The sequence below is a fragment of the Paenibacillus sp. FSL H8-0283 genome (genome assembly GCF_045040675.1).
In the GTDB taxonomy this organism is placed as follows: domain Bacteria; phylum Bacillota; class Bacilli; order Paenibacillales; family Paenibacillaceae; genus Paenibacillus; species Paenibacillus amylolyticus.
In genome coordinates this window covers 5,682,926-5,704,131 of the sequence record NZ_CP150295.1, presented here as the reverse complement: position 1 = coordinate 5,704,131, position 21,206 = coordinate 5,682,926, and the positions used below count along the sequence as shown (strand labels likewise).

Annotated in this window: 14 protein-coding genes; 12 read left to right on the top strand and 2 right to left on the bottom strand. The window is 50.1% G+C overall.

Annotation, left to right across the window (positions count from 1 at the left end; all coding sequences use genetic code 11):
- Nucleotides 1-152: 152 nt before the first annotated feature.
- A complete protein-coding gene (locus MHI52_RS25185) occupies nucleotides 153-5,348 on the top strand; it encodes a WIAG-tail domain (protein WP_405157847.1) in 5,196 nt (1,731 codons plus the stop codon).
- A gap of 170 nt (nucleotides 5,349-5,518) precedes the next feature.
- Here the strand turns inward: MHI52_RS25185 and MHI52_RS25180 are convergent, their stop codons facing one another.
- Together MHI52_RS25180 and MHI52_RS25175 are read right to left on the bottom strand one after the other, a co-directional pair.
- Nucleotides 5,519-7,084, bottom strand: a complete 1,566-nt coding sequence (locus MHI52_RS25180) for a M4 family metallopeptidase (RefSeq protein ID WP_076253259.1) — start codon at nucleotides 7,082-7,084, stop codon at nucleotides 5,519-5,521.
- Nucleotides 7,085-7,128: 44 nt separating this feature from the next.
- On the bottom strand, nucleotides 7,129-7,446 hold the full coding sequence (locus MHI52_RS25175; RefSeq protein ID WP_143781285.1) for a hypothetical protein: 318 nt from the start codon (nucleotides 7,444-7,446) through the stop codon (nucleotides 7,129-7,131).
- A 406-nt stretch (nucleotides 7,447-7,852) separates the two neighbouring features.
- Between MHI52_RS25175 and MHI52_RS25170 the strand changes: the two genes are divergently transcribed.
- The 11 genes from MHI52_RS25170 (at nucleotide 7,853) to MHI52_RS25120 (ending at nucleotide 21,089) form a co-directional block, all read left to right on the top strand.
- Nucleotides 7,853-8,809, top strand: coding sequence for a glycosyltransferase family 2 protein (locus MHI52_RS25170; RefSeq protein WP_405157846.1), 957 nt, complete (start codon nucleotides 7,853-7,855; stop codon nucleotides 8,807-8,809).
- Nucleotides 8,810-8,850: 41 nt separating this feature from the next.
- Nucleotides 8,851-9,963: a glycosyltransferase family 2 protein gene (locus MHI52_RS25165; protein ID WP_179087928.1), complete on the top strand. Its 1,113-nt coding sequence runs from the start codon at nucleotides 8,851-8,853 to the stop codon at nucleotides 9,961-9,963.
- Entirely contained in the window at nucleotides 9,963-10,736 is a 774-nt protein-coding gene (locus MHI52_RS25160; RefSeq protein ID WP_047841258.1) for a glycosyltransferase family 2 protein, read from the top strand. The genes MHI52_RS25165 and MHI52_RS25160 overlap by 1 nt, the downstream gene beginning before the upstream one ends.
- A complete protein-coding gene (locus tag MHI52_RS25155) occupies nucleotides 10,733-11,464 on the top strand; it encodes a sugar phosphate nucleotidyltransferase (protein ID WP_074096322.1) in 732 nt (243 codons plus the stop codon). Before MHI52_RS25160 ends, MHI52_RS25155 begins: the two co-directional genes overlap by 4 nt.
- Before the next feature lie 707 nt (nucleotides 11,465-12,171).
- Complete coding sequence (locus MHI52_RS25150) at nucleotides 12,172-13,011, top strand: GT-D fold domain-containing glycosyltransferase (RefSeq protein WP_405157845.1); 840 nt, start codon at nucleotides 12,172-12,174, stop codon at nucleotides 13,009-13,011.
- Nucleotides 13,012-13,077: 66 nt separating this feature from the next.
- The gene (locus MHI52_RS25145; protein ID WP_405157844.1) at nucleotides 13,078-14,805 is read left to right on the top strand and encodes a glycosyltransferase family 2 protein; all 1,728 of its coding nucleotides are present in this window, start codon (nucleotides 13,078-13,080) and stop codon (nucleotides 14,803-14,805) included.
- Nucleotides 14,806-15,158: 353 nt separating this feature from the next.
- The gene (locus tag MHI52_RS25140; RefSeq protein ID WP_340028428.1) at nucleotides 15,159-15,437 is read left to right on the top strand and encodes a glutaredoxin family protein; all 279 of its coding nucleotides are present in this window, start codon (nucleotides 15,159-15,161) and stop codon (nucleotides 15,435-15,437) included.
- A gap of 322 nt (nucleotides 15,438-15,759) precedes the next feature.
- Nucleotides 15,760-17,103 carry an LLM class flavin-dependent oxidoreductase gene (locus MHI52_RS25135; RefSeq protein WP_405157843.1) on the top strand — a complete coding sequence of 448 codons (1,344 nt, stop codon included), beginning with the start codon at nucleotides 15,760-15,762 and terminating at the stop codon, nucleotides 17,101-17,103.
- A 170-nt stretch (nucleotides 17,104-17,273) separates the two neighbouring features.
- A complete protein-coding gene (locus tag MHI52_RS25130) occupies nucleotides 17,274-18,917 on the top strand; it encodes an ABC transporter substrate-binding protein (RefSeq protein WP_405157842.1) in 1,644 nt (547 codons plus the stop codon).
- 261 nt (nucleotides 18,918-19,178) lie between these two features.
- The gene (locus MHI52_RS25125) at nucleotides 19,179-20,111 is read left to right on the top strand and encodes an ABC transporter permease (protein ID WP_405157841.1); all 933 of its coding nucleotides are present in this window, start codon (nucleotides 19,179-19,181) and stop codon (nucleotides 20,109-20,111) included.
- 60 nt (nucleotides 20,112-20,171) lie between these two features.
- A complete protein-coding gene (locus tag MHI52_RS25120) occupies nucleotides 20,172-21,089 on the top strand; it encodes an ABC transporter permease (protein WP_143781287.1) in 918 nt (305 codons plus the stop codon).
- Nucleotides 21,090-21,206 lie beyond the last annotated feature (117 nt).

The following is a 21,206-nucleotide window of genomic DNA, read 5'->3' as shown; positions in this document are numbered from 1 at the left end:
CACGCCTATTTCCACGAAGATCATCGAACCTTCCTGTCTTGACGCCTGTACATTCGTGCTCTGGAATCCGCAAAAGTCATAAATGAAGTGGCAGATGCCCATATGGAAGCATATGATGCCGGAGACGAACGTTAGAGGAAGGAGCAAGCTGCATGAGTAAAAATGGCAAAAAGAAGGTTCCGACGCCGAAACTGCGGCATGTGAGCCCGAAATACAAGGAATTGGAACTGACTGATCGCCGGGCAGACAAGATAAACTCAGGTTTCACTGTGAATAGGGAAGAACGCTTGAATACGAATAAAAGGGATTCGAGAGCTGTTCAGGAGTCGGAAGAATTCCTATTCGACTCAATGGAGCTACCTTCTTCAACAAACGAGCTGGAAGAGTTGGAGATCGAAGCCGAAATCAAGCCGGAACCCGTAGAGTCTGATAGCAAGGAAATCGAGACAGAAGATAGCTCGGATAAGCAGATTCAGGTTAGCAGCGTGGCTCCGCTTGTTCTGGAAGAAGAGGTGGGTATCATCAAACAAGAAACAACAAACAAGGACCGGCTGCAGATCCTGAACCAGAACCAGATGCCGGGTCATACCGGACATTACATCTACACGGACGACTTGAGTGAATTTGCTGTTACGGAGAGCAAGTTGGCTCCTTTCTCTGTAGATGCCTCCAAGCTGAAACCGGATGCGGTCGGCAGTGAAGCATTGCAGGATTATGCGGTGACCAGCATTCACATTGCAGACGGGGCCATTGTTTCAGCAAAACTTGCGGAAGCGTCTGTATCTGAGGAGCACCTGATTGACGGTTCTGTGTCTGGTCACAAAATACGAAATGCTTCTATTGCAGGCGAGAAAATCAGAGATGGCAGTATTACTTCTCAGAAGCTTGGCAACCAGGCCATCGATTCGGCCAAAATTGCCGACGGCTCCATCAGCACAAGACATCTCAGCCGCATGCTGGTAACGGAAGAATTAATCAAGAATCATGCCGTAACTGGAGACAAGATCGCGATTAGCGGGGTGGATACAAGGCATCTCACGGGAGGAGCTGTGAATACCTCTAAACTGGCTGACGATGCAGTGACTACAACCAAAATTCGTGAAGCTGCTGTCACAGGCAGCAAAATCGAAGAACACTCCATCGAGTCTCACCATATTCAGGCAGGTGCTGTTAAACAGACACATCTGGCAGAAGGTTCTGTCGGTCGTTCACAACTATTAAATGGCAGTATTGGAAGTGACCAGATAGAGGATGGATCCATACAAACAAGACATTTAGCTGAGGGTTCACTAACTGGAAGACATCTGCTGGACGGTTCAATCGGATCAAGTCAGATTCGAGCTCATTCCGTTGGCAAGGAGCAGATTGGTAATGGAGAAGTGGGCAGTGAGCATTTGACAGAAGGTGCAGTAACCAGTAGCAAACTGGCAGACCAGTCTGTTGGAACAGCAAAATTGCTGGAACAGTCCATTACGGCATCCAAGATCTCTGATCAGAGCGTCATTTCTTCCAAAATTGCGGATGAAGCCGTACAGGGTAAACATCTTGCCAAAGGGGCCATTCGTGCTGAACACATTGCGAATCGGGGAATTACGCCGGTACATGTGGACAATTCCGCAATTCACTCTATTCACATTGCAAGTGGAAGCATCGAGGCAGCTCATCTATCTGCCGGAAGTGTGTCCGGAGACGCTCTTGCAGACGACGTGGTGTGTGAGCGGCATCTTGCAGAGTCGGCCGTGGGTACGTATGAATTGCAGGATGCTGCCGTTACAGACGTTAAACTCGCGGATGGAAGTGTGACAACAGAAAAGCTTGGAACGGCATCGGTGAGTAGCAGAGCGCTTGCCCCGGGAAGTGTTATATCCTCGCATCTTGCGAGTGGTGGAGTCACAGGGACACATCTGGCTCCAGGTAGCGTGGGTTCCGAGGCCCTGAGACCTTATGCAGTGAAATCGGAACACTTGACAGAACATGCCGTAGGTGTACCTCATCTTCAGCCGGGCAGTGTTGAAACGGATGCGATTGCACGGGCCGCGGTCACAACAGACAAATTGGCTATTGATAGTGTAACTTCAGCCCAGCTGGCTGGCGGGTCCATTTTTCCGCCTCATCTAACAGATCATGCGGTTACCTCCCCCAAGCTCTCACCAGAAAGTGTTGCCACAGATAAACTGGCGGATTTTGCTGTCACGTCAGCTAAATTGGCAGACGGCAGCGTGACTTCTTCCAAGATTATGGCAGAGAGTATTAACGCCAAACATATTCCAGCAGGAACCATTCGCGGATATCACTTGAAGCAGCATGCCGTTTCCCTGGAACATTTGTCGGAAGAAATACGCTCGCCGGAATTATTTGCTGATGGTAGTATTACCGGCAACAAACTTCAACATGGCTCCATAAGTGCGGACCATTTGACAGCAGACTCGGTATCCGGGACAGAACTGCAACAGGATGCTGTAGGTAGCGAGCACTTGCAGCCATCCGTTGTACAATCCGTCCATCTGGCTGAAGGCAGCGTGAAATCTGACCATTTGGGGACTCAAGTAGTGAGCTCACAGCATCTGAAGCCAGACATCATTCATGAGGAGCATATTGCTGAACAGGTGGTAACATCGCATCACTTGGCACCCGGATCTGTCGAAACAGACCATCTGGCACCTTTATCCATTACAGCGGCCCACCTTCAGCCAGGTTTGATCAGTGGTTTGCATCTTCAGGCAGAGTCGACAAGTGCTGTTCACCTGCAGCAAGGAGCTGTGCATTCCCGTCATATTCAAGATGGTGAAATTCTTCCTCATCATATCCATGAACGCAGCATCGGAACATCTCATCTGGAAGAAGAAGCGGTAAGTACGATTATTTTGCAGGATGAATCTGTAACACGCTCCAAACTAGCAACGGGTAGTGTGGATGGCAGCAAATTAGCTGCAGGAACCGTATCGGCTACTCACCTTGCCAATGAAAGTGTGCAAACCCATCATATCCAAGAAGGAGCAATCCTTGCTGATCATATTCAAGAGTGCAGTATTGGCTCAGTTCATCTGGATGAGCAGTCTGTAAGTGCAGTTCATTTGCAAAATGGATCTGTAACAAGTGCCAAACTGGCGGATGGCAGTATCAACGGCAGCAAATTGCTTGAAGGAACCGTATCGGGGGTTCATATTGCGTCCGAAAGTGTGCAAACCGGGCATATTCAGGCAGGGGCCATTCATGCTGACCATATTCAGGAGCGGAGCATCGGCACAACCCATCTGGAGGAGGAAGCAGTAAGTGCGATTCACCTGCAAAATGGGTCTGTCATCAGTACCAAACTGGCCGACGGCAGTGTAACGGGCAGCAAGTTGATCGAAGATGCGGTGTCGGGAATCCATATCGCATCGGAAAGTGTGCAATCCCGCCATATTCAGGAAGGAGCAATCTTTGCTGACCATATTCAGGAGCACAGCATTGGCATGCTTCACTTGGAACAGGAAGCAGTAAGTGCCATTCATCTGCAAAATGGATCTGTAACAAGTACCAAGTTGGCCGACGGCAGTGTAACCGGCAGCAAGTTGCTTGAAGGTGCAGTATCAGATATCCACATTGCAGACGATAGTGTGCAATCCAGTAAGATTCAGGCAGGAGCCATTCATGCTGATCATATTCAAGAGCGGAGCATCGGCACAGCACATTTGGAAGAGGAGTCTGTAAGTGCCATTCATTTGCAAAATGGATCTGTAACGAGTGCCAAACTGGCGGATGGCAGTATAACTGGCAGCAAGTTACTCGAAGGTACGGTATCCGGGGTTCATATCGCATCGGAAAGTGTGCAATCCGGGCATATTCAGGCAGGAGCTATTCATGCTGGTCATATTCAGGAGCGAAGCATAGGCACAGCCCATCTGGAAGAGGAAGCCGTAAGTGCGGTTCATCTGCAAAATGGGTCCGTAACAAGTGTCAAATTGGCTGACAGTAGCATTAGTGGCAGCAAATTGCTCGAAGATACTGTATTGGGGAGCCATATCGCGTCGGAAAGTGTGCAAACTCGCCATATCCAGGCAGGAGCGATCCTTGCTGATCATATTCAGGAGCACAGCATTGGTACGTTCCATCTGGAAGAGGAAGCAATAAGTGCGGTTCATCTGCAAAATGAATCTGTAACGAGTGCCAAACTGGCGGATGGCAGTGTGAGCAGCAACAAACTGCTTGAAGATGCGGTGTCGGATGTCCATATTGCCAATGGAAGTGTGCAATCGCGTCATATCCAAGAGAAAGCCATACATGCTGACCATATTCAAGAGCGAAGCATTGGAATCTCCCACCTCAAAGCGGAATCGGTAAGTTCGATTCATCTGCACAATGGTTCCATAACAAGTGCCAAAATGGCTGACGGCAGTGTGAACGGTAATAAATTGCTTGAAGGTGCGGTATCTGCTATCCACATAGCCGACAAGAGTGTGCAAACACGTCATATCCAGGATGGAACCATTCATGCTGATCATATTCAAGAACGCAGTATTCGCACAACTCATCTGGAAGAGGAAGCAGTAAGCGGGGTTCATCTGCAAAATGGGTCCGTCACCAGTGCCAAATTGGCCGATGGCAGCGTGAACGGCAGCAAGCTGAGTGAGCAGAGTATTACCTCTAATCATTTGAATGCGGGGATTGTAGGTCCAGCGCATCTGAGCGAAGAGATATGGAATGCGATCCGTCAGTTCAGTGGAGAAACGCTGGAGCAACTGGCAGCTATCAAAAGACAAGAGGGATTGCTTCAACCAGAAAATGAAGGTGTACAGCAATCACAGCAGGTAATCGTCGAGGCAATACCGAGTGCTGGTCTGGAGCAACAACAAGAGCTGATATCCGAAACAGATCAGCTTGGCGAACTACCGGTAGCTTTGTTCACGACAGAGCCGGCAGAACAGGCTCAGCAACCACAGCTTGAACAGTCACAGGAGATCGCTGGAACTACGGAGTTTATGTTAAGTGAACAATCGATTAAACAGGAGCATCTGTGTGATGATGCCGTGGGCAGCAACCAGTTGCAATCGGGGGCAGTTCAAGCCAAACATCTGGCCTTCCAGCCCGTTCGCAGCGTAAGCAAACAACCGGTTGTACAACAATTCGGAATGGAAGCTTTTGTACTGCCAGAGAGTGAAGTATGCACAGAGGTAACTGTTGTTTTTGAAGAATCATTTGCTTCAGAACATTATGTGATTGTGGGCATGAGTAATGATCGGGGATTCCAGATTTCCTTGCTCTCGCAGAGTGAGGATGAAGCGGTACTTGAAGTGTCACGTACAGCAGATTGCAAGCATACGTACGGATTGTTGTCATGGATTGCTGCGGGACCTTCGCAAGGATAGTGCAGGATTGTATCCGTAATAAACAAATGACAAAAGCGGTGTCCAGAGTTGTCCGGGACACCGCTTTTGATTGATATAAGCTTAATCCGTTCGGACGGTGAGGGGTGTCTGAACGTTTTGTTACCATTAGGATGAGTACATTATAAGTTCAACTACAATAAAATAAGATTTTACAGGCCTACAGCTTGATACGCTTTGGTAATAGCAGTAGCTTCAGCGGAAGTTGCTCCGTACAGATCTTTGGCTGCTTGAATGGTAGCTGTTTTGGCAGCGGCAAATTTGGACGTTGGTGTCAGGTAGTTCACCAGTGTGCTGTAGAAAATCTGGATCGCTTTATCCCGGCCGATTCCGGTAACACTCACACCATTATGTGTTCCGCCTTGAGCAGCAAGGAAATAGGCTTTATTGATGATACCACTGTTGATATGGACACCGCCGTTGTCCTGTGAGCCTGTGTAGCGATCGCTGTATTTGTCAGGTTGACCATACAACGTAGGGTTGGAGAGGGAGCGCAGCGCATCTCCTGGAGTGTTAGGTGTGTAGATATCATCACCAAGCAGCCAGTTTTTGCTTTGGATCGTATTACCGAAAATATCGGCAAAGGCTTCATTGAGTGCACCTGGTTCATTGCGATATTCCAGATTGGCTGTATATTCAATAACACCATGCGTCAATTCATGACCCACAACATCCAGATCACCAGACAGGGATCGGAACATCGTTCCATCTCCGTCACCAAAGACAATCTGTGCCCCGTTCCAGAAGGCGTTATTGTAATTGGAGCCGTAGTGCACGGTTGATCTGATCAACAATCCGTTACCATTAATACCGTTACGGTTGAATTTGTTTTTGTAGAAATCATACGTAGCAGCGGCATGAGCATGAGCATCTACACCTGCACGATCGGTCCATACATTATCCGAATCTGTAAGCAAGCTACCAGGCAGTGAGGAGCCATTGTTTGCCGTATACGTTTGGATGCCATTGCCACGAGTGGTGTCTTTCAGTTGGAAGGTGCTGCCGGATTGGGTGGTTGTCAGGGTTTTGGTATCACCGAGTACACCTGTACCTGTTCCAGTAGCGAAGTTAATGAGGTCAAACTGGGATACGATACTGCCATCCACTGCGTTAATGAAATATTTGGTCCGTAGAGGGGCAGGTTCCAGTACGTTTACTTCCGTAATGTAAACCAGATATGTCTGACCATCTTCTTCATGATGATAGATGTTCAATTCAGCTTGAGGTGTGATTTCCGCGGCACCAAGCTCTCCAATCCGGGAGGTTGCTTCTTCGGTTGCAATCTGGATCGCGTCTTCTCCGCTGATCTCGGCTACACCATCATTTGGAATGGCCTGCTCTTCAATCGGTGGAAGATCGCCAAGTGCGGAGCTCACGGCTCCGGTTTTGTCCAGGTGAACCGTCTGTTCTGCACCATAAACCGGGATACCTTTAATATACTGTTTCAGGCGGAAGTGTCTTACGCCAGATGTATCTGTGTTTCTTTTGACAATTTTGAGCTGGGATTTCACATCGGAATTCAGAAATTGTTCCTGCTGTCCAAGATAATTAAAGATAGTGTCATCTGTTCCACTGTTCAATGGAATATCCTCCTCAGAGGCATAAGGGGCCTGAAGTGGAATGGATTGATCAGACACTGGAGCTGCAGTAGCAGAGGACACGGAAGCGAGCAAAAGAGCTCCTCCAAGAATTGTTGGCATAACTTTGGCAAATTTCATAGTAAACTCTCCCATTCTTAAACTTATTTTTGGTTGGAAAATGTTCATGCCAGTCTCGGTTGGAATTCCGTCTGCAACTTGGGCAGCGCGGAGCGTGGGGCTAGACCTGAAGCGTGGAATGAGACAAGAAACGATTGGAACAAAATCGGCTTGGCCTTAGCTCGGGAAGTGTTAAGCACGACACCAAACAAAAAGGATAACCGTTTATTCAGTTCAACCCGAAGGTTGAATCGTCTATTGTGTTCCTCTTTCAGAAAGCCGGGGGTTGTCCAATTGCGCAGGTAGAAGATACGTTCACGGAAAACTGGGGTGTTCAATCCGGGTTTGCGTAAATGACAAAGGCAGTATGTTCTGAACGGCATCACTCCTCTCAAGAGTAGAATGTATCTGCTTAACAAGATCTGTGAATGAGGTCATAATCTAATCAACCTAAGGTCAATAAATTGATTTAAAAAATATAGGGGAACTTATGTTCACCACAAGGTTATTTTTGTAAATAAAACTGCTTGGAACGTATATTATCACAATGTAAAACTTTGGAAAAGATACAATTTTAGATTTTTGTTAAATTTGTGTCTGAAGTAGGGGAGAGGTAGCGTTTTTCACATATTTTGACGTATTTTGTCTAAAAGCAAGGCCTGTACCCTCGTGTTCACAGGGAGAACCTGCTTAGTGCAAGGACAAACGCCGTTTCCACTGCTCCACGAATACATAGAATAACGTGTACTCCCTTGGCATGCCGATGATCGAATGCGGGAGGTGAAACTGTTGCGCAAAACCCGTACCACAGCACGTTATGCAACCCGAACCAATGTGACACGAAGAAAAACAGTGCTGAAGAAACGAAGATGGAAGTCTGGACACAAAAAGGGTACAAAGGCCTATACGTTCGTTATTCCATCCAAACAGCTGATGTCACAGGCTAAGGATGGAGTAGAGAATGGAGCGGAAAATGGCATGAGTGATGCTCCTTCACACAGGGGGGGGTCTCAGCGACCGATGCTCTCGGTCATTATCCCTGCTATGAATGAGGAGAAAAGGATTGGTGCAGTTGTCCGTGAAGCGCTGCGGATATGCCGTGATGCTGAAGTGCTTGTCATTGTGAATGGTTCTACAGACGGTACGGCTAACGCAGCCAAACGGGCTGGAGCACGAGTGCTCACGTATGCCGAAGCACTGGGGCATGATGGAGGACGAAAAGTAGGCGCAGCGGAGGCGCGCGGTCAGGTATTGTTATTTACTGATGCAGATATCGTAATTCCCGCAGAGCACCTTGCACCTTACGTGAAGGCTGTGCTGAAGGGAACGGATGTGGCGCTTAACGACTACCATGGGCCGGTCACTCATCATCCCGTTCATCCGGTAGTGGAGGCCAAACACATGTTGAACAGCATACTCGCAAGATCCGATCTCCGGGGGGCATCCATGACAGCAATTCCACATGCAATAAGCCGAAAAGGGCTTGAGGTCATGGGGATATCCTCACTGGAAGTTCCGCCACTCGCACAAGCGAAGGCAGTGATCGGCGGACTTCGGGTACGCGCTGTTCATCACGTACCTGTGGGTAGAATGAATGCAGTACGAATCAAGAAGCGAAGAGGACCTGATCCGCTCAGTCAAGTGGTACTGAATGATCATATGGCAGCGATTAAGTGGATTACGGATACGCTCGGTCCCCGCGGAGGTTATACCGATCTGCAACGTGTTCGCAACCTGGCGAGGTAAGCATGTCGCATCGGATGATGCAACATGCTGGAGGTGAGGAAATGAAGGGACGTTCAGGGGTTGTCCGCCGCAGGCGGACAACAAGTAGACAAATGACAGCAGGAAGAACAGTAATGAACAAGCGTCATAGGAACAAGAAACATGTAGATATTCAAAAAAAAAGAAGAAGCCGAGCAAAGTCTGGCCAAGTAGATCTACACTTGATGTGGAAAGCGGGGCAAGTTGCAGGAAGGGAGGCAAAGGCGAACAACACACTATCAGAAGAACATGCACGTCTCGTATGGAATGCACACGCGGTGAACGTTGCGGAGCTAAGCAACTTCGAGCTAGCTCTGAAGGCAGGTAAGGCATTTATGCAGGGTTATGCTCAGGCCTCGGGGCATTCATTCCAGATTGTGCCACTACCTCTTCGTCATTCGGCTGCTGCTGTTGTCTGTGCCTGTAATGAGGAACACACACTGGGGCAGGTGTTATTGCAACTAAAGCGGTTGCCTCTGACGGATATTATTGTGGTACTGAATGGAACGACAGATGACAGTTTGAAGCAGGTACTAAGGCAGCCGGGACTTACAGTAATCTATGAACCGGATCGGGCAGGACATGATGTGGGCCGGGCACTTGGAGCCAAGATGACGGATGCGGAGACGGTACTTTTTGTGGATGGAGATATGGTCGTCTCGGCTGAACAGCTTGCACCCTTTCTGTTCGCGGTTGATTGGGGACAGGATGTGGCGTTGAATAATCTGACGTCTTTGCTGCCTGCGTTTGCAGGCCAGGATGAGGTAAGCCGGATCAAAGCATATCTGAACCGGACATTAGGCAGGGCAGATCTGGGTTCCAATTCCATGACAGCCGTGCCTCATGCATTGTCTCGTCGTATGATTCAGACCGTGAAGCCAGCATCACTGGCCGTTCCACCTAAGGCACAAAGTCTAGCTATTCAGCATGGAATGAACGTCTCGGCACCAAGTCAGGTGGATGTTATTCGTTCCAATCGGTTGCGTCCTGGTAACACGGGAAGTGGGAATGATGTCGCCAAATTGATCATCGGAGATCATCTGGAGGCACTGGCTACATTGCTGGGTACAGGTTGGAATCCAACCCAGGCACATACACTCTCCCGTGTAGAAGTCGCTTACAGGAGGAACGCCTAATGACACTGACGAGTATGATTATCCCAACTTACAATGGGCTGGATCTGATCAGGCCCTGCATCGATGCCATACGTCAATACTCGGGCGATCCTGCGTCATATGAAATTATCGTGGTAGATAACGGTTCGACGGATGGAACGGCTGAATATTGTGCGCTGGAGCGAATTCGATTTGTAAGGTTCCCGGACAATCGGGGGTTTCCGGCAGCGTGTAACGCTGGACTTCGTGCAGCTTGCGGGGATGAGTTGTTGCTGTTGAACAATGATGTTACGGTCACGCCCCGTTGGCTGGAGAACCTGCGAACGGCTCTGTACAGTGACGCAAGTATTGGGATCACGGGTCCTGTTACGAATTATGCAAGCGGCATCCAGCAGATTAAACTGCAGTTTCGGGACATGGAACATTTTCAGGAGTTGGCCAATTCCAATAATGTTGCGGATTCTTCAAGGTGGAGGGAAGTACGCCGGATCGTCGGTCTGTGCATGCTGATGAAACGAGATGTCGTGGAATCAGTTGGGCTGCTTGACGAGGCATATTCTCCGGGACACTATGAGGATGACGATTATTGTTATAGAGCAAGATTGCAGGGATATCGCCTGCTGGTATGTGGAGATGTTCTCGTGCATCATCAGGGAAGTGCCAGCTTCCAGAAGACAGATCCGGTAGCGTGGAAACAGCTGCTTGAGCGTAATCGTTCGATTTTTATGAACAAATGGCATGTCGATCCGCTTGAATATATGGACATATCCGATGAAGGAGGGAACGTGGAATGAAAGGTGTAATTCTTGCCGGCGGAACAGGAACTAGACTGTATCCGCTGACCCGGCTCATTAACAAACATCTGCTTCCAGTCGGTAAACATCCGATGATTATGTATGGCATCGACAGGCTCCGTCAGGCAGGCATTGATGAACTATTGATTGTGATCAACAAACATTCCGCCGGGTTATATACAGAGTATCTTGGTGGGGGAGCGGATCATGGGGTCAAGTTGACTTATCGCATTCAGGAAAAGGCAGGCGGGATTGCGGAAGCGTTGGATCTGGCGACCACATTTATCCTTCCTGGCGAAAAATTCGTTGTGCTTCTCGGTGATAATCTCTTCAGCGATGATCTGAAGCCTTATGTGGATCGTTACATGCAGCAGCCTGCTGGCACAGCACGAGTTCTGCTCAAAGAGGTGGATGATGCACGACGTTACGGGGTGCCTGTTTTTGATCCAAAGCATCCAGAGCGAATCTCGTACATTGAGGAGAAGCCAAGCCAGCCGAAAACCTCTTATTGTGTGACGGGCATATACATGTATGACGATCATGTATTTAACCTGATTCGCAACATTGCGCCGTCTGCGCGTGGAGAACTTGAAATTACGGATGTGAATAATCACTACGCGTCTGCTGGCGGACTGGAATACGACATTTTGCAGAAATACTGGAGTGATGCAGGTACATTTGAATCGCTCCAGGAAGCAGCTGTCCGTATGAAAGGACAATTACCCTAAAATATATGCGACTGATGCTGCCGCTGTGCGGTGCCCCATGGGAGCAGAACACTCTGCGCCGGAGCTGGAAGGATGCTCCGGCGCTTTGCGCAGCGACAATCCTCGTGCATGCCAAAGGAGGGAATGGCGTGAGAGTAGTGACACGCACCGGGGCCGCTAAGGCCTCCGTGTCGGGTAAACCCCGGGGCATCCACCCGGCCGTATTTATGGGCAGTGGCACTCCGGCAGCAGCAGGTACAGGGTCTGCTGGAGTCAGAGGTGTGAAGTCAGGGAAACGTAGTACCCTGACCAAAGCGGGTACATCTGCAGGCGCAGCGCATAAGGCTGCTGCAAGGAAAGCCAGCAGCACAGGCAGTGTTGTTGGCAGAGCAGGCAAAGCTGGCTCTGCGGGCGCGAGCAGAGCGGCAAGAGCCAGCCGCACCGGCAAAGGCAAAGCCGGCCTGCGCCAGGCCACTGCTGGGCGCAGGCCGGCATCAGCGCGGGGCCGGCGTGCCGCTGCCCGCGCCAAGCAGCGCACGGAGATGCGCCGTGCGCCCATGCCAGCACCGCAAGCCAGCACGCCACAGGCGATGCCTGCCAGCGGTGCTGGCCCCGCCCCGCGCCAGGCGACACACCCGAAGGGTGCCGCCCCCGCAGGGCGGGGAGGCGCTGCCGGCGCGAATGCGGGCAACGCGAAGGGCTTGCCGCCTCCGCCCGCGGAGCAGGCAGTGCAGGCGGAGGCTGTGCCCGGCGGCTACGCCGAGGGCTACCGCGACGGCGTATTCGCCGGCGGGGAGGCGCTGGTGGCGCAGCACATCCCGCCGGATCACATTCTGCCTGCCGTGGCGGCGGCAGATCTGATCGCGGCGGGATTCCGCCAATACGCGCCCAGCCTGGCCCGGCTGTCCAGCCCTCATGAGATGGCTGGACACATCACGGCGGCGCTGGATGCGCAGCGCCCCTTGTCTGTCGTTCGCCTCGGAGATGGCGAACTGCTCACGCTGGCAGCCGATACGGTGCTGCCAGGTCAGGAAGTGCAGGAGCTGGCACCGTTTCTGCCCTATGCAGGGGTGCCATGCTCAACCCCCGACATCCGCGCGATGCTTGCGGAAGCCATACAGGCCGCCGACTGGGTTGGCGTGCCGATCTCGCGGGCACCGACATTCCAGGGGCTGTTATTCCCGGTGTTGCGCCACTTCGGGATCGACTGGTCCCGGCTGAAATTGACCAGCTCCACGATCAATTACAGTCTGCATCAGTCCGGCCTGGTGTTGCCCTTGCTGCAAGGACGGCGGGTTCTGCTCATAGGCAGCCAGGCACCAGAGCTTGCGGCACTGCTGCATAACCGGGGGATTCATGTCACAGGTATCATTGGTTCTGTGGCGGGAGTCATGGATATTCCAAAGGTGATGCAGCAAACCGCAGAACATGCTTTTGATATCGCGTTGGTGGCGGCGGGAATTCCGGCGGTCATTCTGTGTCGGCGAATTGCAGGTGAACTCGGCAAGGTCGCTCTGGATTTTGGACATTTGGCTGACAAACTGGTAACAGGAGAGCTTCAACTCTAGTGGACCGTCCGGGGGCTGGTCATGTGCGTGTTGGCCTCACGGACAAGTGGAAATGGAGGGAGCAACATGAACACACCCGATCAACAGCGCGGGGAAGGACGTCATGGTCATAACAACAAGGTTAATGCTCGAAACGTCGTCCGTCGAAAGGGTCACAGTCATCTGAACATCATTCCAAATATCAGCACTCACAGTGACAACAGCCGCAGTGAAAACAACCGGAATGGCAGCATAAGCAGCGAAAAAAAAGCGGCCTGCCGTGCCACACAACACGATGTCTCGCGATCTGACATGGCAGTCCTGCATGCAGCAGGTCGTCGCTCAATACGGAAATCCAGACGTAAAGGCAAAAGCAGGCGCACACCCAAAGGCGCCAGGCTCTACAAACAGGGGTATACCAGAGGATACAACGAAGGTGTCCGCCAGGGACAGAGCTCGTTTGGTCTTGTTTTTGAAGGAGTTAGCATCATTATCCCCACGTACAATCAGCGGGAGTATGTGCTGCAATGTGTGTCCAGTATCGAGAAACATACCCCTGCCCCTTTCGAAATCATTGTTGTGGATAATGCCTCCAAGGATGGAACTGCCGAGGCCATGCTCCGCAAAGGCGGCATGGTGAGGGTGGCATCCCTGGATAAGAACCGGGGGTTTGCCGGAGGTGTCAATCATGGGCTGATGATGGCGAGAGGACGACATATCATCGTGCTGAACAACGATACGCTCGTTACTCCGGGCTGGCTGGATAACATGATGACTTGTCTCGCCAGTGATCCGAAGATTGGTGTGGTGGGTCCGGTGACCAACTATATTGGCGGGGATCAGCAGATTCAGGTTCCGTACCGTGAGGTAGAAGAGATGTGGCCTTTTGCCGCCACACATAATCGTCCGGATGCAGACAAACATCGAATAACCGATCGCTTGGTCGGATTCTGCTGGTTGTTCTCACGGGAGCTGCTGGAACGGGTAGGTTATCTGGACGAAGGGTACGCGGTGGGCAATTTCGAAGATGATGACTGGATCATCCGGGTGAAGCTGGCAGGATACCAGCTTGCGGTAGCCGGGGATGCTTTTATCCACCACTTCGGAAGTGTCAGTATGAAAGCCTTGGGTGAGCAAGACTTTGCTGTAGTGAATAAGGATAACGAGCAGTTTTATAGCCAAAAGTGGGGAGATCCCCATGCGCTGGTTGCCGAAACCTCCCGCTTGGCTAGACAACAAACCTCTGGTACCCCATCCGGTCAACAAGAGGAGGGTGACACAAACCCAATGGATCCGCGTCAGCCAATCTCGACGCAGGGCAGCCAAGATCCAGCATTACAGTTCAGACACAGTTATGACTTCTACCCGGAAGGTTCGTTCCTGTCCAATGCCAAAGGAGAGGTCTATACTTTAACTGGCGGTCGGCGGCGTAAGTTGAACATCCCTGTACCGCGTGGAATATCTCCTGTTCAGGTTGCCAAACCGGACCTGCTCGCCATTCCTGCCGGAGAAGCACTGATATCAGCGGGGGACGTGCAAAGATGGCCGAGGGAATCACAACAGGTGCATACGACAGCGGTTCATGGTTCTCACAATGGATGGGCAGAAGGAAGTATTATTGCCGCAGTGGATGCACCCGAGATTCGATATCAGATCAGCGGAGACAAGCGGAGACGATTTGTATCGGTCTATGCGGCAGAACGTTGGGGTGTACATTCTGGGCATATTATCAGCGTGTCTGCGGACCAACTGAATGCGATGGAAGAAGGCTGGCCCATTATCGCCCCACCTCAGCTCTTGAACCCCGATCTGTAATGTCAGGCGATCTGTTTATGCGAATCAGCAGCATGATGCGGAATGGAAAATGTAGCGGTACCCTGTGTAATCGCTCTGATTCATTCCGCATCCGAATATTACATATGAGTTGGTAGCTAGACTACTGAAGCAATATCGATTCATTCCTGTAAAATAAGCGATCTTTCAAATTTATAATTTAATCTTTCTATTTGGTTATAGGTTTATTCTATTAGCAGATCCATTGACGCAGGAAGGGCACAGGAGTACATTTAGAGCCATAATTCTTATTTAACAGATAGGAATTGAAGGTCTAGGATATTCATATTTAATCGCCCAGATCTTGATCTTAAAACTAATCAGGAGGTATGTCGATGTCATCATCAACCAAAAAAGTCGTGCTGTGGAGCAAAACAGGCTGTCATTTCTGCGGGGAAGTGAAAGCATTTCTGACAGAGCGAAACCAGCCTTTTGAGAACATTGAAGTGCAGGGCAATGACGTGCTGCGTGATGTGCTTGAAGCAAAATATGGCATTCGGCATGTACCCGTTATTGAAGTGGGAGGGGACGGCAAGTTTGAAGCCTTGCTGGAACCTGATCTGGAGAAGCTGGCGGAACTTCTGGCACGAGCGGACGAAGCGGCAACAGTCTAACGGGAGTTGATATATACCTTTGGAGCAAGCCGTTCCGGCTGCTGCATGATGCAAGATCGCATTTGTACAGCAGCTGGAACGTTCATAAGTTATGGCTCTCTTGGAATGTAAATGGTCTTATTTACATCTTCAATGTTCATATAGAAAAAATCTATTAGTCACGCTGTTGACCCTTTTACGGGGCAGTGATAAGATTTGTGAAATTAAAACAAACCAAACTCATAGGAATAGTTAACTTTTAAGTTATTTTGCATACGTAATCAGTTCAGTTGGCCCTTGATCATTCTTTTGAAGATTCTAATCCAAGGAAGGCGGAGTGCATATGACAGCGAAACGCAGTTTGAAATTTGGAGCCATTATTCATGGGGTTGGAGGAAGCAACACCACATGGAGACACCCGGAGGTTCTGTCGGATGCCAGCGTTAACTTTGGATTCTACAAACGTCAGGCACTGAAAGCGGAGGAAGGCAAGTTCGATCTGGTCTTTATCGCAGACGGTCTGTATATTACCGAGAAATCCATTCCGCATTTCCTCAATCGCTTCGAACCAATCAGTATCCTCTCCGCTTTGGCTACCGTTACTTCACGTATTGGACTGGTAGGCACCCTCTCGACATCCTATAGTGATCCGTTCACCGTAGCCAGACAGTTCGGTTCCCTCGATCAGATCAGTGATGGCCGTGCAGGCTGGAACGTCGTGACTTCTCCGCTGGAAGGTACAGCGAAGAACTATAGTAAGAGCAGTCACCCTTCGCATCCGGAACGTTATCGCATTGCCGCGGAATATTTACAGGTAACCAAAGGGTTGTGGGACTCTTGGGAAGATGATGCTTTTGTAAGAGACAAAGAGAGCGGTGTATTCTTCGATCCATCCAAGCTGCACACGCTTAATCATGAAGGAGAGTTTTTCTCCGTACAAGGTCCGCTCAATATTGGCCGTTCACGGCAAGGACAGCCGGTGATTTTCCAGGCAGGTTCATCGGAAGATGGCAAAACGCTTGCGGCGCAAGAAGCGGATGCTGTCTTTACCGGACACGATACGATTGAAGATGCACAGGCATTTTATAAGGATGTGAAAACACGGGCGGCTTCCTATGGACGTTCTGCACAGGATATTGTTATTCTGCCAGGCATCAATCCTATTGTTGGACAGACCGAAGAGGAAGCGGAACAGAAGTATCAGGAGATCGCAAGCCTGGTTACCATTGATAAAGCGCTGGATTATCTGGGACGTTTCTTCGAACACCATGATTTCTCCCAATATCCGCTGGATGAACCGTTCCCGGAGCTGAATGGCATTGGAAGCAACAGTTTCCGCAGTGGAACCGACAAGATCAAAAAGGATGCCAAAGAGCAAGGATTGAGCTTGCGTGAAGTGGCTCTGCGGGCAGCAACACCACGCAGCAAATTCTTGGGCACACCGGAGCAGGTCGCTGACAAGATTCAGGAATGGTTTGAGACGGAAGCAGCGGATGGCTTCATTATTGCTTCGGAGCTGCCAAGTGGATTGTCTGATTTTGTGGAACTGGTTGTTCCGATTCTGCAAGAACGCGGTCTGTATCGTACGGACTATGAACACGATACATTGCGAGGTAACCTTGGGGTACAGATTCCGGTTAACCGTTATACGGCTGCGAAGAAGCAAGTTGTATCTGATTTGGCATAACGGATAGGGAGCGAACGAGCATCTGATTTTGTCTGTTGTGTTCTCCAAACGGTAATAAAGTAATTACTACGTTTCGTACTATCTTAAAACCGACTTAACTTATAGGATATATATAGTATTGGTATAAACATCAATTTTATGACACCTGTATACACAGAGGGGGAAGCGATATGAACAGGTCTATCTCATGGATGAAATATATGGCATTGGCAGCAGTATTGGTGATGGTATTATCCGGTTGCGGAGCGGCGGGAGGCAGCACGAACAGTACGGCACAGGCATCAGGCGGGGGGCAGGCCGGGCGAGCCGAAGGAGGCAACCTGACTTTTGCACTCGCCACTTCACCGGATACACTGGACCCTCATCGCAGTGGGCTTGCCGTAACGGTACGCGCCATCCGAACGATCTACGACAATCTGGTCGTGCAGCTGCCTGATGGTTCTATCAAACCTTGGCTTGCCACGGAATGGAGCGTATCCAAAGACGGCAAGAGTTATACGTTCAAGCTGCGTGAAGGTGTGAAGTTCCATGATGGTACACCGTTTAATGCGGAAGCCGTGAAATACAATCTGGACCGGGTGATTGACCCGGCCACCAAAGCTGCCAATTCTCTGGCCCTGATTAGACCTTATAGCTCCTCCGAAGTCATTGATGAATATACCATCAAGGTAAATCTGGAATCACCATCGCAAGCCTTTCTCGGTAACTTGAGCCAGGCACTTCTGGGGATCGTATCCCCAACAGCTGCCCAAAAATATGGTGACCAGCTAGGTAAAAATCCGGTGGGCACAGGTCCGTATACCTTTGTAAAATGGGATGAAAATGCGGATATAGTCGTTGCCAAAAACAAGGATTACAACTGGGGACCTGAGACGGTTGAAAATAAAGCCGCGCCCCATGTGGATACGATCACATTCAAGATTGTACCGGAAGAAGCAACGCGTATCGGAAGTGTACAGAGTAGTCAGGTACTCGCTGCCGAGACGGTTCCACCGCAGAATATCGCTGCATTAAAAAACGATCCGAACCAGCAATTGTTACAGGCCAATACGGTTGGACTGCCGTACACACTCTTTTTCAATCTGCGCAAAGCGCCTTGGGATGATGTGAAAGTAAGGCAGGCAATACAATCCGCTGTAGATGTGGAATCGATTGTCAAAACATTGTATCTGGGCAACTACGAACGTGCGTGGTCCGCACTGTCTCCTGGAATCCTGGGTTATGATGCATCGCTGGAAGGAAGCATCAACCCGGACATCAATAAAGCCAATCAACTGCTCGATGAACAAGGCTGGGTGAAAGGCGCTGATGGAATTCGTGCCAAAGACGGCCAGAAACTGACCCTGCGGTATGTCGATGGTTCGCCCAATCGGGAGAAACGCAATGACATTGCTGCCATTATCCAGCAACAGTTGAAACAGGTTGGCATTGCGGTTGAAGTGGAAATTACAAAAGACGTAGCAACGGTCATCTATCAGAACTGGGATTATGATCTCTATGGCAACAGTCAGGTCAATTCTGACCCAAATGCCTTGTACGCTTTCTACCATACGAGTGCAGAGGGCGAGCGTCCCACATTGTCCGGTTTGTCTGATCCAAAGATCGATGAACTGTTAGAGCAGGGAGCGGTCGAGACGGATCCTGATAAACGTGTTCAGATCTACAATCAAATCCAGCAATACCTGATTGAGCAAGCGGTAATTCTGCCAATCTATGTATTCCCGTATACCGTCGCTGCATCCAAAAAGGTCGAAGGCATCAAGTTTGATTCATTAGGTTATCCACTCTTTAACGACGTCCGCATTCAGCCCTAACAGAGGTTGTTCAAAAAGTCCACTTTTGATTACGAGTCATGCCTAATGACATGATCAGCATCGAATATGAAATTCAGCCGAAATAAGCGGGGGGCTTACGAAGGATGTTTCCTTCGGAAACATTTCAGTTGCTCACGTAGTTTCCTACGCTCCGCTACTCCATTTCTAGCTTCATTCCATCTTCTCGGTACTGAAAACTGGTCTTTTTGAACACGCACTATAGGAACGGCCAATCCAGATTGAGGAAGGAGATATCCCGGTATGGTTCAAACGATACTGTCACGACTTGCAACATCGCTTCTGGTTATTTTCGGAGCTTCGGTGCTGGTGTACTGCATCATGTATCTTCTGCCGGGTGATCCGGTTCTGCTCATGCTGGACCCATCCTCGGCTACCCCGGAGATGATCGAAAATCTGCGGGTTCAGCTTGGACTGGATCAACCGTTTTACATCCAGTTTGCGAACTATTTCGGTGATATGCTGCGTGGGGATTTCGGTAAATCAATGATCAATTCCGAGCCAGTTCTGCCAAAAATACTGGAACATTTTCCAGCCACACTGGCTTTGACCGCACTCAGCTCAATCATTGCCATCACGATTGGGATTACACTTGGTGTATTGTCTGCAATTCATCGCAATGGCGTGATTGATTTTGTCGCCCGGCTCGTTGGACTGTTTGGCATCTCCATGCCAACCTTCTGGACGGGGATTCTGCTCATCCTTTTATTTTCAGTACAGCTTGGCTGGTTCCCGGCGATGGGTTCCGACGGATTCAGCTCACTGGTTCTTCCGGCAGCTACGCTGGGTCTCGTGGGTGCAGGGTTTATCGTACGGATGGTGCGGAACAGCATGCTGGAAGTCATCAATGAACCGTTTATCGTGGCATTACGGGCCAAAGGACTTTCGGAGCGTGCAATCATGTATAGCCATGCACTGCGTAATGCGCTTATTCCTGCTGTAACGGTAATCGGCATGCTGATCGGTGATCTGCTTGCGGGAACCGTTGTGGTGGAGACCGTCTTCTCCAGACAGGGGATCGGCCGAATTATTGCGGATGCGCTAATGGCCAAGGATCTGCCAGTGGTGCAAGGCGTTGTTTTCTTTACATCCATTATCTATGTGGTCTTGAACCTGCTGGTGGATATCTCGTATTCGTACATTGATCCCCGGGTTCGGCGTGCAGTCCGAACATGATATCGGATAGAACAGTCAGAAGTGTCCTGACACGGAGTATGAAAGGAGGAGTTGTTGCTCATGAGCATGAAACCTTTGGCTGGTGACAAAAAAGCATGGGCCGGCAGTGTAGGACGTATCCATCTGTGGAATCGCCGCCCTTGGCGTTATCGCGTCTCATTCGCGGTATCCCGATTATTCTTTTATGCAGCATTGCTGGTGGTGGTGTTTACCGTGGCATGTGCGATTGTACCGGGCTGGATTGCGCCCTATGATCCAACTCAGATGATGACGGATGCCATACTGCAGGCTCCTTCTGCTACGCATCTGTTCGGGACGGACTATTTTGGCAGGGATATCTTCAGTGTGGTTGTGCATGGAAGCAGGGATTCGCTGCTCATTGGATTTGCTTCCGTTCTAGTGGGCGGTATTGTCGGTAGTGCGCTTGGTATTATCTCCGGTTATGCCGGAGGAATTGTTGATACTGTCACGATGCGGGCTGTCGATATTCTGATGGCTGTACCCGGCGTGCTCCTTGCATTGTCTGTTGCAGCTGCTCTTGGGCCAGGACTGATGAACATTGCACTGGCTGTTGCGGTTTCCTCCATTCCGGGCTACGCACGGGTGATGCGTGGGCAGGTCATATCAGTTAAAGGTCTGCCTTTCATTACAGCGACACGTTCACTGGGCGGTTCCAATACCCGTATTTTTTGGAAACATGTACTGCCACATTCGTTGTCACCCTTGCTGGTCATGGCTACGCTGGGCGTAGGGACATCAATCCTGACGGGCTCCGGACTCAGTTTTCTGGGACTTGGGGTGTTGAAGGAAATACCGGATTGGGGCGCATTGCTCTCACAAGGTAGAGGTTATCTGACGGTTGCCTGGTGGATCTGTACGTTCCCGGGTCTGGCGATCACGTTGTTTGTACTGGCGGTTAATCTGATTGGAGACGATATTCGCGATCGGCTGGACCCCAAAGTAAAAGGAGCGGCTTGACCGCTATTCCAAAATATAAGAATTTATAAGTTTCACCCTATCCATTTTTATATTTCACTGCGAAACGGTAGCTGTGCCACGAGAGGACGGCGACAGCCGTTTACGCTTGAGGAGGAG